This window comes from Alphaproteobacteria bacterium LSUCC0684 (assembly GCA_041228335.1).
Classification (GTDB): domain Bacteria; phylum Pseudomonadota; class Alphaproteobacteria; order Puniceispirillales; family UBA1172.
On the sequence record CP166130.1, the window covers coordinates 942959 to 958609 of the forward strand.

The 15651-nt window shown below is 50.2% G+C and carries 11 protein-coding genes and 1 tRNA gene; 4 read left to right on the plus strand and 8 right to left on the minus strand.

All coding sequences use genetic code 11. The annotated features are described in order from the left end of the window. Positions 1–31 precede the first annotated feature (31 nt). Positions 32–994 (minus strand): dihydropteroate synthase, encoded by a 963-nt coding sequence (locus AB8880_04435; protein XDZ66650.1) that lies wholly within the window; start codon positions 992–994, stop codon positions 32–34. A 94-nt stretch (positions 995–1088) separates the two neighbouring features. After that, positions 1089–2942: a cobalamin-dependent protein gene (locus AB8880_04440; GenBank protein ID XDZ66651.1), complete on the minus strand. Its 1854-nt coding sequence runs from the start codon at positions 2940–2942 to the stop codon at positions 1089–1091. Positions 2943–3457: 515 nt separating this feature from the next. Here AB8880_04440 and AB8880_04445 point away from each other — a divergent pair. Next, positions 3458–3790 carry an HGGxSTG domain-containing protein gene (locus AB8880_04445; GenBank protein XDZ66652.1) on the plus strand — a complete coding sequence of 111 codons (333 nt, stop codon included), beginning with the start codon at positions 3458–3460 and terminating at the stop codon, positions 3788–3790. Between the two features lie 128 nt (positions 3791–3918). Here AB8880_04445 and AB8880_04450 read toward each other — a convergent pair whose 3' ends face one another. The 5 genes from AB8880_04450 to AB8880_04470 form a co-directional block, all read right to left on the minus strand. Beyond that, a complete protein-coding gene (locus AB8880_04450) occupies positions 3919–5280 on the minus strand; it encodes a hypothetical protein (GenBank protein XDZ66653.1) in 1362 nt (453 codons plus the stop codon). After that, on the minus strand, positions 5267–6349 hold the full coding sequence (locus AB8880_04455; GenBank protein XDZ66654.1) for a bifunctional DNA primase/polymerase: 1083 nt from the start codon (positions 6347–6349) through the stop codon (positions 5267–5269). Before AB8880_04455 ends, AB8880_04450 begins: the two co-directional genes overlap by 14 nt. Continuing rightward, positions 6342–6545, minus strand: a complete 204-nt coding sequence (locus tag AB8880_04460) for a helix-turn-helix transcriptional regulator (GenBank protein ID XDZ66655.1) — start codon at positions 6543–6545, stop codon at positions 6342–6344. The genes AB8880_04455 and AB8880_04460 overlap by 8 nt, the downstream gene beginning before the upstream one ends. 87 nt (positions 6546–6632) lie before the next feature. Beyond that, complete coding sequence (locus AB8880_04465; GenBank protein XDZ66656.1) at positions 6633–7160, minus strand: hypothetical protein; 528 nt, start codon at positions 7158–7160, stop codon at positions 6633–6635. A 179-nt stretch (positions 7161–7339) separates the two neighbouring features. Beyond that, a tRNA-Leu gene (locus AB8880_04470) sits at positions 7340–7426 on the minus strand. Between the two features lie 167 nt (positions 7427–7593). Here AB8880_04470 and AB8880_04475 point away from each other — a divergent pair. Beyond that, complete coding sequence (locus AB8880_04475; GenBank protein XDZ66657.1) at positions 7594–8541, plus strand: complex I NDUFA9 subunit family protein; 948 nt, start codon at positions 7594–7596, stop codon at positions 8539–8541. On the opposite strand, the gene AB8880_04480 is transcribed toward AB8880_04475, so the two are convergent. Further along, positions 8538–9335, minus strand: a complete 798-nt coding sequence (locus AB8880_04480) for an undecaprenyl-diphosphate phosphatase (protein XDZ66658.1) — start codon at positions 9333–9335, stop codon at positions 8538–8540. The genes AB8880_04475 and AB8880_04480 overlap by 4 nt on opposite strands. Before the next feature lie 296 nt (positions 9336–9631). Here AB8880_04480 and AB8880_04485 point away from each other — a divergent pair, with 296 nt between their 5' ends. After that, entirely contained in the window at positions 9632–11074 is a 1443-nt protein-coding gene (locus AB8880_04485; GenBank protein ID XDZ66659.1) for an NAD(P)-dependent oxidoreductase, read from the plus strand. An 80-nt stretch (positions 11075–11154) separates the two neighbouring features. Next, positions 11155–15642, plus strand: coding sequence for a glutamate synthase large subunit (gltB, locus tag AB8880_04490; GenBank protein XDZ67020.1), 4488 nt, complete (start codon positions 11155–11157; stop codon positions 15640–15642). Positions 15643–15651: the final 9 nt, after the last annotated feature.

The window sequence follows — 15651 nt, forward strand, 5'->3', positions numbered from 1 at the left end:
TGACTGTCTCTCAATACAAGACAAAAACGATTTAGCGATGAGCCATGATGTAGTTCATGCACATTTCATCGCGTCCCATCAGTGCCTCATTGGCGAGGTGAAACTGATTAAAAATTGCGGGACTATTGAGAATAGGATCTATCATCAGTGTGTCGCATCCTGCGATGACAGCAAGAATGCAGAATGCTTCATTGATCACCTTGCGCTGGGGCAGTCCAAATGATGTATTTGAATGGCCGCCAAAGATATGAACATCAGGAAATTCTTCATGGATCATCCTGACCGCATCAAGATAATGTTTGGCAAAATCACCACCGGCACCAACGGGGAAAGCCAGAGGGTCAAGAAAGCGGTCTTTCATGGGAATATCATCATCATCCATCATCTTCATGATCTGCTTCAGATTCTCAACCCGTTCTTCTGCATTGTTCGGCATTGTTTCTCGGCCAGATGCATTGGCAAACAGCATGGCATTGAACTCGCGGGCCATGGGGATGAGATCCTGCCGGCCATCTTCAAGGTTGACGGAATTAATCGCAGGACGGCTTTTGGTAGTGTCATAAACCGAAAGACCGGCTTCTATCGTCTTTGAGTCTGATGAGTCGATGGCAAGCGGCAGATCAGTCATTCCCTGAACAACAGGGATGATCCATTTCATCCATTCATGGCGTTCATTTGGGTCAACGGCAATTTCATCAATGCAGACATCAATGATTGTAGCACCGGCTTCAACCTGGGCCATGACAATCCATGAAATATAATCCATATCCTTGATCCGCATGGCTTGGGCAATGTGTGTAATTTGGGTTTTGCGTAATTCCTTGGGATCTTCAGGATAGACACTGCTGACATCAAGAAAGGCATCATCGCCAGCAAGATTCCGATATTTTAACATCGCTTTGCCGCCGTCAACATGGATTCGCGGGCTGGTTGCCTTGATACGCCGAGTTGCGTTGAAATTCTCTCCAATGATCTGAAGGGCGTTTTCCTGCATTATAATTTCCTTTTCATCATCAGTCGTTACTATAATTGTTCTTTATCTTTGAATTTTCAGAAATGAGCCCTGAGAACAGGGCTCATTAATTGATTCAGGCTCTGACGCCGATCAGTTTTTTGCAGATATCAACGGCAATAGGTGCATTGTCACCATAGCCGGTGGCGTTGATGCTATTAGCAAAATCTTCTGTTACCGGTGCTCCCCCGACAATAACGGGGATGTTGAGGCCAGCTTCTTCAATTTCCTTAATCGACATCTGCATGAACGGCATGGTCGTTGTAAGCAAGGCAGACAGGCCGATCACGTCAGCCTTCACTTCACGGGCTGTTTCGATAATTACTTCGGCCTTGGTGTTAACGCCAAGGTCGATCACTTTGAACCCGGCCCCTTCAAGCATCATACCGACAAGATTCTTGCCAATATCATGTAAATCACCAAAGACTGTTGCGAGAACGATTGTGCCCTTGCTTTCAGTTTGGGTTGCCGTCAGAATAGGCTTCAGGACAGCAAGGCCTGCTTTCATGGCGCGGGCTGCCAAAAGCATTTCAGGAACAAACAATTCCCCTGCAGCAAAGAGATCGCCAACCTCACCCATTGGCGGGATTAATCCCTCATCAAGAATAGCCAGCGCATCACAGCCCATATCAAGGGCTTCCTGAACCAGTTCAGGGCAGGCGTCCTCATCAAAATCCATAACTGACTGATAAATATCCTGATAAATTTGATCTGCTTTGTCGTTGCGGAAATCGCTGGTTCCGGCATTGTCGGTGTTTATTCCCATAAAGCCCTTGCCACCGGCAATTTCAGGGGCAATACCATCCGGCCCGGAAAATACTTCACCTTCGTAAGGGCGAATGCCTTTGTTAAAATCATTCACGGCATCAATGGCAAAGCGAACATTTTCAGGAGGCGTTTGGGCTGAGAACGAACACAAGTATAGGAAGAATTTTTTTCCGTGTTCCCCACGGCTTCCCACTTCCATATATTCATGTATCCGTTGGGTTATTTGTTCTTTGTTACCGTTCTGAAGCAACAGCGTGCCAACTCCGAAACTAAGAGCGCAGCCTTTAGTGTCCGCATAAGCGCGGGCCCGTTCAGTTCCTACCCGGAAACAGTCAGGATCCTGTATCTTCAGATATTGCGGCGTCACATGGAGTTTCACATCCCAGTAATTTTCGATATTTTCAGCAAAACTGTCACCCCACCAGTTATCTGACCGGATACCGCGGCCTCCGCCGCAGAGCTGTCTTAACTTATCAAGATAGGGAACTGAAAATTCCTGGAGGATATCTTCAGTGATGAATGGAAGAGAGCCTACGGCATCTTTCCCGTTGGCAATGTAAGCTCCAGGAACAACTTTGAAATAGGTATTGATGTAAGGTGCAAGAACTTCCTCAACAAGAAAGTTCAGTAGTTTATGTACAAATTTTGGGTTTTCGTTCATGGCTAAGATTAGATTTTCAAATTGCATCACCTGAGCGGCAAGATTGATTGGTGAGCAATAATGTATCGGATGGGTGTATCCGGTGAGTTCATGACAAATCTGCAGGACTTCCATCACCCATGGCATGCGCGCTGTTTTCAGCGGATCAGGTGCTTTTGCCTTAGCAAGATCTTTTTCATTGGCTATGATGACTTCTGTATTATCCAGTGCAGGATATAGGGTGTCAAACCATGCCATTTTCCCGCCCAAGGCTTCTGCTTCGACGGAATAGACATCCCAAACCATATCAGGGACATGAAAACCCATCTCTTTCTGCACATCCAGGCTGCCGCGAACAAATAATTCAGGGTTACGGAAAAACTCATGGCCGTTGTGTCCACCATAAGCCATGCAGAACTCTGCCATCTGTGTTGTAACCGGAATAACGTCTGACTCACCGCCATCCATTATAGACTTATAACCTGCTAATTCCTTACCGAAGTCATATTCAAGGTCTGACATTTTGTTTCCCAACATACATTAAACACTAAGACAAAATGCATTTGTCAAAGTTATTCAATCAAATGAGCGGATTACAGTACATAACCATGCGCACTATGATTGACGGAGCGAATTATGAATGTTGGGCTGGAGCATAAAAGCGTTATAAGCCCTTTTGTATATCGGATATGTAAAGCCTATATCCGAATTGAATTATCGTAATAAATAAATTTTCTGTGGTCAATATTATTGCATTATGGTCAGGGCGTTTAGTGCGAGATGCCTTACAGGTGACAACTTCTTTTGGTATAATAATACACTTAATCGGGGTGTAATAAATGATAGCAAAAGGTAACCTAAAAATAGGTATTGAATGGCGTTTTGGTGCTGATTGGCCTGACCAGCGATGCGGTATAAAGCATCTACATCCACGTAAAATCAAGGTGCAAATAACGGCGGTTGCGCGCCCTATGTGTGGCGACTTACGGATAGTCATATAATTTGATATAATAATACCCTTAGTCGGGGTGTTATAAATGATAGCAAAAGGTAACGTAAAAATAGGTATAGAATGTCGTTTTGGGGCTGATTGGCCCGGCCAAAGATGTGGTGCTAAAACCCGTCGAGGCACTGCGTGCCAACGCCCCGCCAATAAGAAGAATGGCCGTTGCAGACTACATGGTGGAGCAAGCACAGGCCCTAAAACAGATACTGGACGTGCAATGATTACAAAAGCAAATACCAAGCATGGTGAATATACAAAAGATAAAATTTTAAAACGAAAAGAAAATGCGAAAATTTCGAAAGAGTTCTGGGCAAGGACAAAAATGATTGAAATTAGGCTACGTGCTGCTGGTGTTATTGATTAGCAAATATGAGCATGGTTAGGTTAGTTAGGTTAGTTGGGTTTTTTGACTACATAAAAAATAGATGAAACACATCAGTTTGATGATTTTAAAAATAAACAGGATGTAATGACCTAACTATCCTAACTATCCTAACCCATTGTGCAAATCTTCCAGTCAACAGCATTGCCGCTTTGGCCAACTTGAATTAGTTGTAATCCATTGATTATTTTACTTTTTATCTTCTTCAAATGCCTGCCAACTGATGCTGTGCTAATTTCACCTCTATTTATACAACCTAGCGTTTCGAGTGCCTCTAGAAGATACTGATCCCTTCGACACTCAGGCGAATTCATAATATCCCTTGTTTTGAACTTTCCCTCACCAAAATGCTTTTTGAGTGTCTCGAGCAAAACCTGCTGAGCATACAGAGTAGGGTCAGTTGCTCTTATGTTTTTCTGACTATCAACGGGATTAGGCATTCCTAACCAAACTAATGGATCCCTGATTAACCTTGACCATTTTTCGAAAGAGCCCAAGGGAGTTGTATTTGATTTTGTTACATTTGCTCTTGTGCCATGGGCTTTAAAAATAATCATACAATGAAAGATAATATTATCCCTTTCAGCAACTGCTCTTTCTTTTATATCAAAATCGAATTTTCTTGTTTCTGGTCTCTCCATTTGTGCATCTAATTCACAGATCAATGTTCTTCTGGTTATGTCACCTTCAAACACCATGTTGTTACCTGTTGCGACGATCATGCAGGTTTTTTCTGCATCAATGAGTTTGGATACGCCGAGTGGTCTAATTCTAATTGATGGTTGCGTTAATATTTGGCAAAGAACATCGCCACCTAGCGGTTCATCACAATTGTCTAGGCTTATTAATGTATCTCCAGCGAGCATTGCTGAATGAAGACGTTTTTCTGTTTCTGCTTCGTCTTTTCCTTGGGACATAACTGAAATTGTTTTTCCTGTGGTGATTAGTGATATCACATCAGCAAGTAAGGATTTTCCTGTGCCAGCCGCGGGAGCATTAAACGCATGTAAAGGGATATTGTCTAAATTCACCTGATTTACTGCTGATAAAAGTGCGGATAAAGCAACACTGAAGTCTGTTTCGCTTGCAAAAGGGAAGGTTTTGAAAAAGTCCCTCAAGTAATACAAACTAGATATGGCTTCTTCTCTTGATGGATTGTGGGGAAGGGTAGAGAGAAGGGGGACATCCCTGGTCAAGAAAACCTCAGTTTCGGCGTTATAACCATATTTAAATTCTGCCTCTAGATTTCTGTTCAGATAAGGGCATTGTGAGATTGTTCTTACTGTAGGCAATAAAGAGAATTTACCCCTTGCAAGAAGTGATCGAAGTGTTTGTTGGGAAGGGTCTGCATTGACCCATCCGTATCTTGGTTTGAACTCCATGCCCTGTATTATAATTCCAAGGCGATCTAACAGAGTATCTTTGTCATGAATGAGAACTCTTACTTTTTCGGTTTTATCATTTTTGATCATCTTTTAGCACCTCCACAAGTTGGCCATTAAAGCGATAAAATTCCAATAAAGATGCCCTCATTACCTTTTCAAATTCATTCAAAGTTTCATGGGTTTTGCCCTCATACATTTTAATTTTGGTTTTGCCATCGATTTGGTTGTTTTGCTTGTTCGAGCTTTTCTGCTTAAATTGGAACCCATTTCTTTTTGCCAAGAAAATTAATGACGCTATGGTGATACTGGTTGGGTTCGCGCATTGTCCATATTTAATGGATGTAAATTCAGGGTCGTTTTTTGACGATTGAGCAGACCAGGTTTCAAAAATTTCACGCCCTTTTTCCCCACCCCATGAATTCAAACACATAGCTACTTTTATCCAATTATCGTAAGGAAGATCTGAATTGGGGTAGAATGCCAATATGTCTTCAATATCCTCAACCGTGAGGGCGGGGTATTCATCATTCTTGCAGGATGTAATTTCAGACATTTTTTGGATTTCTTCTTTTTTATCTGAAATAAGTCCAGCGTTCCTGAATATTTTTTCTGAAGCCTCAATGATTTGATCAATTTGTTCTGACGTAATTTCTGGAAGATCATCAAATTTTAATTGTTCAAGATCATTATTCGGCCAGTTATATGGTTGATTGGTATCTGGATGAATATGATCAACAATCAACTGCTGTCCTTTTCCGAGTACTTCCACTTGATGATTTTTCGAAAAAACTGTTCCGAAGCGATTAGTGCTTTTTTTTGTAATTGGGGTTCTATTCCTGAAAAGAAGGCAAGTTTTCGGCTTGTTTCCTTGTCTTTCGGGAGCACTAGTGCCCATAAGGTCAAAAATTGCGTTTTTAATTTTAGTTGATAGGTCTGGATCTAATACATCAATGTCGACAGCAACAACTTTTCCGCAAAGCACTCCAGTACCAGTTGCTGTGGGATATTTAGCTTCCCAAGTCAAAATGTCCTCTTTAGTAGGATAACCTTCATCTTTATTCCAGTTTTTGAGTGCGGGCCTTTTAGTCCCATTCAGAATTGGAATTGGATGAAAACCATTAGCTAGTAAAGAGAGTCTGAGGACGGTGTTACTCATCCCCATCACCTATTTTGCCAAAATTTGTGGAAATTTTATCTTCTTTCCACTTGAATAAAACCTCTTCCTCCCAACCTATTACGCGGGCGCTCAATTTGACGGGTTTTGGGAATTCACCTTTGTCGACAAGCCTGTAAATGGTTGAACGACTCAAGCCAGTTAGTGTAACTAAATCATTTACTCGGTAAAATTTCATTATGACACCTCTTGGTTGCTTCTGAAAAACATAACCAAGAGGAATGAAGTTAGGGTGCTACAAATGAACGACTATCCTTGTAGCACGCTAAATGTTGGCAACAAATGGATAACGCTTAGTGAAACGATCAACGGCTTTAGTAATTGCACGTGAAGTAATATTCCCAAATCCATGATTGTTAAAATGATTTCTTAGGGAATTGTGAACGATCTCAACGGCAGTATTTCCGATATCTGATTTTCTATTTGAACGTGGGGACAATGGTAGATGAAAGAGTTGACTCAATAAATGAGTTAACCACGCCATCAGATAGTCACGCCTATCTTTTTTGCGGTAAGAAATAGCGTTAGAAAACTTATCGAGATTAAGCAAAAGCAAGTCTGAATGAAGTTCAGAAAAAAACACTGGAATTTTTCGCTGATTTCCAATGTAACTATTTAACACAACTCCAGCAGCAATTCTTCCGCCAGGCATTTGATAAAATAGATCCAGTGCAATTTTTGCAGTCGTTTTGTTGAATCTATATCCATTGTCATAATGGTATTTATTCAAACGCAGAAATATCATATCCGCATCGAATGCTTCATTTCCTTTTTTAGATAACCAACTTGTCATCTAGTCCAGATTGTCAGCTATCAAGTTTTCAAGGAAAACTTCTGCCTTTTCTGTTCTTTGGCTCTCTGTAGTACTTTTGTTGTCCATCAAAAAACAAAATAAAAGGTGGATAAAAAGGTGGATATAAAATCCGATTATTAATTTAATTAATTGATTTAATTAATAAATTTACAATAAACTGGTGCCCAGGAGAAGACTCGAACTTCCACGACCTTGCGGCCACTGGCACCTGAAGCCAGCGCGTCTACCAATTCCGCCACCTGGGCACAGGGGTGGAACATTTGTGGCCACAATAATCACCTTAACGCCGCTGTCAATTGTTTTCCTCCTTCGCGGCGGTGAAAAATTACCCTGTGCAGAACCCGTCCGGCACCCTATATATTTAAGGTGAAAAAAACATATCGCCCAAGCTGTTTTATGAGAAGGAATACGGATGGAAATCAAGCGTTCAACCATTGCCATCATCGGTGGGACAGGGTTCATCGGCCGCCGGATCGTGGAGGTCCTGGCCGAAGAGGGCGCGCGCATCAAGGTGCTCGCCCGTAACGCCGACCGGGCCAAATTCCTCAAGCCCATGGGCGGTGTAGGGCAGATTTCCATCATTTCGGGGAACGCCCTCAATGCAAAGGCACTGACCGAAATCATGTCCGGGGCGGATGCGGTGGTCAACACGATCGGTATTCTTGCCGAAAGCGGGCAGCAGCGGTTTTCAGCCCTGCAGGCGGAACTGCCGGGGCAGATCGGCCGTCTTGCGGCTGAACTCGGGCTTAAGAAAGTGGTGCATCTTTCGGCCATCGGCGCTGATCCATCCTCCCATATCCGCTACGCGGCCTCCAAGGGGCAGGGGGAGCAGAACCTGCATCACGCTTTCCCGAAGGCAACGATCCTGCGTCCATCGCTTGTTTTTGGTGAAGGAGACGGGTTTTTCAACAGATTTGCCAGAATGGCCGTGCTGGCGCCCGGCCTGCCGGTGATCGGCGGCGGCAGCAATCTTGTTCAGCCGGTCTTTGTCGGGGATGTGGCTCAAGCGGTGAAGGTTTCGCTTGCAAATGACGGCACCGAAGGCCAGATCTTTGAGCTTGGCGGGCCGGAGCAGATGAGCTTTCGTGATACCATGGCGTATATCCTGAAAGAGATCAGACGCCGCCGGGCCCTTATCCCGGTTCCGTTCGGGCTTATGTCGCTTGCTGCCATACCTTTGGGGCTTTTGCCGGATCCGCCGGTGACGCGCGATCAACTCAAGCAACTCAAGATTGATAATATTGTCGGCGCCAATGCAAAGGGGCTCGCTGATCTCGGGATTACGCCGACCCCGATCAGCCTTGTTGTTCCGGGATATCTCGAACGGTTCCGCCCCGGCGGCAGGTTCTCTTCCCGCTAGACGAAATAGACCATGCCGAGAAGAGCACCGCCAAGAATGATCCGGTAGATCACGAAAGGCATGAATCCGACGCGCGCGAGGATGGCCATCATGACGTTGATGGAACCCAGCGCCACCACCATGGCAATGACGGCGGCAAGGGTGATTTCCACCCATTTTTCGCCGCCCCCCACGGCCAGCAGATCAATCCCCTTGAGCACGCCTGACCCGAGGATGACCGGGATCGAAAGGATCATGGAAAATCTGGCGGCGGCGCGGCGGCTGAGCCCCATGCCGCGGGCGGCGGTCATGGTGATGCCGGAACGGCTTGTCCCCGGGATCAGGGCCAGGACCTGCGCAAGCCCGATGATGACGGCATCCAGCATGCTTGTTGTAGTTAATCGGCGATGACCTGTTGAACGGTCAGCAATGCCCAGCACAATACCGAAGATGAGCGTGGCCCAGGCGATGACTTCGACACTCCGCAGGATTTCAAGAAGCGCATGGTTCCGGTTCAAGAGGAAGCCCGCTACAAGTACAGGAATAGTGGCGATGAGAGCGGAAACCGAAACCCCGTAAAATTCCCTGTATTGCCGACCGAAGGTGAAGAAGGAAATGAACATGCGGGTGATATCCCGCCAGTTGTAGATCACGACGGCCACCAGCGTGCCCATATGTACGGCAACATCCATGGTCAGCCCCTGATCAGGCTGGATCGAGAGGCCATGCAAGAGGTTGAGATGGCCGGAAGACGAAATTGGCAGGAATTCGGTGATGCCCTGAAGAACGGCAATTAGAAGGATCTGCTCAATCATGCCCTGACTTGTCTCACTTCATTTCCTGTCTGTATCGCACAAAATCATCCTTCCGGCAATTTCTTTCCCGGTTCTGATACTTTATGGTTCTTCTTTACCCTCACTAAAAGGTCCGAATCGGGCCTAAAATATACAAAAGATCACAAATTCATGGGTCCTTGATGGTCAGAATTGGCGCCAATATCCTAAAAAGGGTAAATATGTTGACCTTTTACAGCGGCGCCTATATGATGGGCATGTACGGGTAACCCGGTACGAGAACTCTTCCAGATAAATTCCACGTTGAGGATTGAGTGATGACGACCGATCGCATGCTTCAGTTTGTTCATACCGGCAAAGCCATGCCGGAGAAACGCGCCGCGGATGCGCGAAAGGATGATTTCGATGAAATCTATGATGCGTTCTCGGAAACCGCCGCAACGATGCAGGCCTCGCGGTGCTCGCAATGCGGGGTGCCGTTCTGCCAGACAAACTGCCCGCTGCACAACAATATCCCGGACTGGCTGATGCTGACCGCCGAAGGCCGGATGAAGGAAGCATGGGAAGTTTCGTCGGCCACCAACACCTTTCCGGAGATCTGCGGCCGTATCTGCCCGCAGGATCGCCTGTGTGAAGGCAATTGCGTGCTTGAGAAAGGATTTGAATCGGTCACCATCGGCGCGGTGGAAAAACACATAACCGAAACCGCTTTTGAAAATGGCTGGGTCAAGCCGCCGCTTCCACGCGAAGAGCGCCCGCAGAGCATCGGGATCATCGGCGCCGGCCCGGCGGGGCTGGCGGCAGCCGATCTCCTGCGCCGACGCGGGTACCAGATTGAGATCTATGATCGCTATGACAGGGTTGGCGGGCTGCTGATCTATGGAATTCCCGGCTTCAAGCTTGAAAAGCATGTTGTTGAGCGGCGGGAACGTCTGCTCAGGGATGCCGGGGTCAAATTCACCCTCAACTGCGAGATCGGCAAGGATACAAGTTTCAGCGCGATCCGGGACGCGCATGACGCGGTGCTGATTGCAACCGGCGTCTACAAGGCCCGCGATCTTGATACCGATGGCGATGGGCAAAAGGGGATCATCCCGGCCCTCGATTACCTGACGGCATCCAACCGGCTTGGCATGGGCGATGAATTGAGTGCCGATGAAAAGGAAACCTATTCCGCCAAAGGCCGCAATGTGGTGGTGATCGGCGGCGGTGACACGGCCATGGATTGCGTGCGGACGGCCATCCGTCAGGAGGCCGCCAGCGTCACCTGTCTTTATCGTCGTGATCGCGCCAATATGCCGGGGTCGGTGCGCGAAGTCATGAATGCCGAAGAAGAAGGCGTGGTCTTTGAATGGTTGACCCAGCCGGACGGATTTGACGGCGATGGCCATGTCGAGGCGGTCCGCTGTTCGAAAATTCATCTTGGCCAGCCGGATGCCACCGGCAGGCGGGTACCGCAGCCGATCGACGGCTCGGGTTTCTCGAAACCTGCCGATATGGTGATCAAGGCGCTCGGTTTTGATCCCGAAGATATTCCGGGCATGTTTGCCGAGCCTCGGCTGAAGGTCTCACGCTGGGGGACGATTGCGATTGACTGGAAGTCGATGATGACGAGCGTTGACGGTGTTTTCGCGGCCGGCGATATCGTCCGCGGGGCCTCGCTTGTTGTCTGGGCTGTCCGTGATGGACGTGATGCGGCGGAGCAGATTGACGCCTGGCTAAAACAAAAGGCCAGCGGCGCCGATAAACTGGCGTCCTGAGGAGACGGAAGATGACGAAAGCTGAAATGAACGCCCATAGCGCCCTTGCCGGCATTGAATGGCTCAAGCGGCGCAAGGCCATGGAAGACAAGCTGATCAAAGCCGGTGTCTGGTCACCTGAAATGGAACATGACGCCTGCGGCGTCGGGCTGGTCGTGGCGATTGACGGCAAGCCCCGGCGTGAGGTGGTCGAAAAGGGCATCGAAGCATTGCAGGCTATCTGGCATCGCGGCGCGGTAGACGCCGATGGCAAGACAGGAGACGGTGCCGGTATCCATCTTGAAATCCCTCTTGATTTCTTCCGTGAACACATCGCCCGCACCGGTCACAGCCTTGATGATGGCAGGCTTGCCGTCGGCATGGTTTTCCTGCCGCGAACGGATATGGCCGCGCAGGAAAGATGCCGCTGCATTGTCGAAGAGGAAATTCTGCGGGCGGGGTACCGGATTTACGGCTGGCGGCAGGTGCCGGTTGATATCTCCATTATTGGCGAGAAAGCCAATGCCACGCGGCCCGAAATCGAGCAGGTCATGTTCTCCATGCCGGAAGCCGAAGACGCCACCACCGCGGAACGTGAACTCTATGTCATCCGCCGCAAGATCGAGAACGCGGTTCTCGCCCAGCGGATCATGGAATTCTATCTCTGTTCCTTCTCCAGCCAGTCGATCATCTACAAGGGGATGTTCCTGGCCGAACAGGTGACGGCCTTCTACCCCGATCTGCTGGATGAACGCTTTGTGTCCCGGTTTGCGCTCTATCATCAGCGCTATTCCACCAATACGTTCCCGACCTGGAAACTGGCCCAGCCTTTCCGGGTGCTGGCCCATAACGGGGAGATCAACACCCTGCGCGGCAACCAGAACTGGATGCTCTGCCACGAAGACAGAATGGCATCACCTCTCTTCGGCGATGATATCCGGCATCTGAAGCCGGTGATCGAAGGCGGCGCATCAGACAGTTCCGCCCTTGATGGCGTCTTTGAACTCATGCTTCATGCCGGGCGTGATCTGCCCATGGTAAAGACCATGATGGTGCCTGAAGCGGTGCTCGAAAACGCCTCGCAGGAGATGAAAAATCTTTATGGCTACTGCAACGCGGTAATGGAGCCCTGGGACGGACCTGCCGCTCTTGCAGCGGTTTCCGGTGACTGGGTTATCGCATCGGTGGACCGCAATGGCCTGCGCCCGATGCGGGTGACGATCACCGAAAGCGGCCTCTTGCTGGCAGGGTCGGAGACCGGCATGGTCAGCCTTGATGAGGCGGGCATCATCGAAAAAAGCAAACTCGGCCCGGGCCAGATCATCGGCGTCAACATGAAGGAAGGCAAACTCTATCACGACGCCGAACTGAAAGCCCGGTTGATGCAGCGGCGGGACTGGGGCAGATGGCTTGGCCGCTCGAGGGTCATGGATGACCTGTTGAGCGAGACCGGCGCCAGATCCGAGACCATGCTGGATCAGGATATGCTGCGGCGGCGCCAGTATTCGGCAGGCTGGACGCTTGAAGATATGGAACTTCTGCTTCAGCCGATGGCCGAAGGCGGCAAGGAAGCCACCGGGTCCATGGGCGATGACACGCCGCTTGCCGTGCTGTCGAACAAATATCGCGGCCTGCATCATTTCTTCCGGCAGAACTTCTCCCAGGTCACGAACCCTCCGATTGACAGCCTCAGGGAACGTCACGTCATGACCTTGCGGACTCGGCTTGGAAATCTTGGCAATATTCTGGATGAGACGCCGGAGCAATGCGACCATCTTCTGCTCAACTCACCGGTACTCAACAGCAGCGAATTTGCCGCCCTGATCGCATGGCTTGGCGACAAGGCCGCCATCATTGACGCCACCTTCATCCCCGGTGATGCGGCGGAAGGGCTTGAAGTCTCGCTCAACCGGATCGAACGTGAGGCCGAAGAAGCCGTCCGGGGCGGGGCTGAACATATCATGCTCTTGGATCGCAATGTCAGCGACAGAAGGATGGCTATCCCGACTATTCTGGCGGCAGGCGCGGTGCATGCCCATCTCGTCCGCCAGCAATTGCGCACCTTTGCCTCGATCAATGTCTCTTCTGGCGAATGTCTTGATGTGCATCATTTCGCGGTGCTGATGGGGGTTGGGGCGACGACGGTCAATCCGTGGGTTGCGGAAGAATCCATCCGCGACCGTCACGACCGCGGCCTTCTCCCCGGCATCACGCTTGAGGATGCAATCCATAATTACAAGATGGCGATTGAAAACGGCCTTTTGAAAATCATGTCGAAGATGGGCATTTCGGTCCTGTCTTCGTATCGTGGCGGCTATAATTTTGAATCGCTCGGCCTGTCACGTTCGCTCGTGTCTCGATATTTCCCGCCCATGACCTCACGCATTTCCGGCATCGGGTTGAGCGGGATTGAATCCCAGCTCAGGACCATTCACGAAAACGCCTGGGCCGAGGCATCGGTAATGCTGCCGGTTGGCGGGTTTTTCCGCTTCCGGAAATCCGGTGAGGCCCATGCCTTTGATGCCGACGTCATCCATTCGATGCAGCATGCCTGCGATACGGGGAGCTACGACAGCTGGAAATCCTACACGTCCAAAGTGTATAAGGCAGGTCCGGTCAATCTTCGTGATCTGCTTGATTTTACCAATGCCCGGGAAAGCCTGCCGCTCGAACAGGTCCAGAGCATCACCGAAATCCGGAAAAGACTGGTTTCCCCCGGTATTTCTCTCGGTGCGCTCAGCCCCGAAAGTCATGAAACGCTGTCCATCGCGATGAACCGTATCGGGGCAAAATCCGACAGCGGCGAAGGCGGCGAGGATCCGGCAAGATTTGTCCTGCGCGATAACGGCGATAATCCCTCGAGCGCAATCAAGCAGATCGCGTCGGGCCGCTTCGGGGTGACGGCGGAATACCTCAACAACTGCCAGGAGATCGAAATCAAGATCGCCCAGGGCGCCAAGCCCGGGGAAGGGGGGCAGCTTCCCGGTATCAAGGTGGACAGCCTGATCGCCAGGCTTCGCCATTCGACGCCTGGGGTGACGCTCATATCGCCGCCGCCGCATCACGATATCTATTCGATCGAGGATCTGGCGCAGCTGATCTATGATCTCAAGCAGATCAACCCCGATGCCCGTGTCTGCGTCAAACTGGTTGCCTCCACCGGGATCGGAACCATCGCCGCCGGCGTTGCCAAGGCGAAAGCTGATACAATCCTGATCTCGGGCCATGGCGGCGGCACCGGCGCAAGCCCGCAATCCTCCATCAAGCATGCCGGCCTTCCGTGGGAAATGGGGCTGTCGGAAGTCCATCAGGTCCTGACAATGAATGACTTAAGGGACAAGGTTGTCCTGCGCACCGATGGCGGGCTCAAGACCGGACGTGATATCGTCATGGCCGCCATGCTCGGGGCTGATGAATACGGCATCGGGACCGCGTCGTTGATTGCCATGGGATGTATCATGGTTCGTCAATGCCATTCCAACACCTGTCCGGTCGGGGTCTGCACCCAGCGCGAGGATCTGCGCGCGAAATTCACCGGCACCCCGGAAAAGGTTGTCCAGCTCTTCACCCATCTGGCTGAAGAGGTGCGTGAAATTCTGGCTGATCTCGGGGTCGCCAGCCTTGAGGAAATCATCGGCCGTACCGATATGCTGACCCAGGTCAGCCGCGGTAATGCGGCGCTCGATGATCTTGATCTCAATCCGATCCTGGTGCGGGCGGACAGCACCGCCGCGCATCAACCCATGAAAACCGGCCGCAACGAGGTGCCGGATACGCTGGATGCGCTCATGGTAAAGGATGCCCGCGAAGCGCTCGAGCGTGGCCAGCGGATGCAGCTTTCCTATAACGTGGCCAATACCCAGCGTGCTATCGGCACGCGTCTGTCCTCGCATATCACGCGGCGTTTCGGCATGACAGGCCTCAAGGAAGAGACGATCACCGTCCGGCTTCGTGGCTCGGCCGGTCAGTCCCTCGGGGCGTTTGCCGTCAAGGGCCTCAAGCTCGAAGTGCTGGGCGACGCCAATGACTATGTTGGCAAGGGTCTCTCCGGCGGGCTGATCACCTTGAGGAAAATGGCCGCCTCCAACCTCATCGCCCATAAGAACACGATCATCGGCAACACGGTTCTTTATGGCGCCACTTCCGGCGCGCTTTATGCCGCCGGTCAGGCAGGTGAGCGCATGGCGGTGCGGAATTCCGGCGCTACCGCCGTGGTTGAAGGCTGCGGGTCTAACGGTTGCGAGTACATGACCGGCGGAACAGTGGTCATTCTGGGCGCCGTCGGCAGCAATTTCGGTGCCGGCATGACCGGCGGCATGGCTTTCGTCTACGATGAGGATGGCAGTTTGCCCGGCAATATCAATCCGGCAACCCTTGAATTGTCGCGGATCATGACCACGCATTGGGCCGAGGTTCTTAAGGTGCATCTGGAAAAGCAGGTGCATTATACCGGATCGGCGATCGCCACACGGATCCTTGACGACTGGGAGAAAAGCCTGCCAAAATTCTGGCATGTGGTGCCGACCGAAATCCTCAGGACGCTGGAGCACCCGTTGACCGGAGATACGGCAGGCCAGGCCACTGCCTGAGGGTAGATG

Coding starts and splice junctions, on each gene's coding strand:
- AB8880_04450 (XDZ66653.1), bottom strand. CDS start 5,280: ATGATCAAAAATGATAAAACCGAAAAAGTAAGAGTTCTCATTCATGAC.
- AB8880_04475 (XDZ66657.1), top strand. CDS start 7,594: ATGGAAATCAAGCGTTCAACCATTGCCATCATCGGTGGGACAGGGTTC.
- AB8880_04440 (XDZ66651.1), bottom strand. CDS start 2,942: ATGTCAGACCTTGAATATGACTTCGGTAAGGAATTAGCAGGTTATAAG.
- AB8880_04445 (XDZ66652.1), top strand. CDS start 3,458: ATGATAGCAAAAGGTAACGTAAAAATAGGTATAGAATGTCGTTTTGGG.
- AB8880_04465 (XDZ66656.1), bottom strand. CDS start 7,160: ATGACAAGTTGGTTATCTAAAAAAGGAAATGAAGCATTCGATGCGGAT.
- AB8880_04480 (XDZ66658.1), bottom strand. CDS start 9,335: ATGATTGAGCAGATCCTTCTAATTGCCGTTCTTCAGGGCATCACCGAA.
- AB8880_04435 (XDZ66650.1), bottom strand. CDS start 994: ATGCAGGAAAACGCCCTTCAGATCATTGGAGAGAATTTCAACGCAACT.
- AB8880_04485 (XDZ66659.1), top strand. CDS start 9,632: ATGACGACCGATCGCATGCTTCAGTTTGTTCATACCGGCAAAGCCATG.
- AB8880_04460 (XDZ66655.1), bottom strand. CDS start 6,545: ATGAAATTTTACCGAGTAAATGATTTAGTTACACTAACTGGCTTGAGT.
- gltB (XDZ67020.1), top strand. CDS start 11,155: ATGGAAGACAAGCTGATCAAAGCCGGTGTCTGGTCACCTGAAATGGAA.
- AB8880_04455 (XDZ66654.1), bottom strand. CDS start 6,349: ATGAGTAACACCGTCCTCAGACTCTCTTTACTAGCTAATGGTTTTCAT.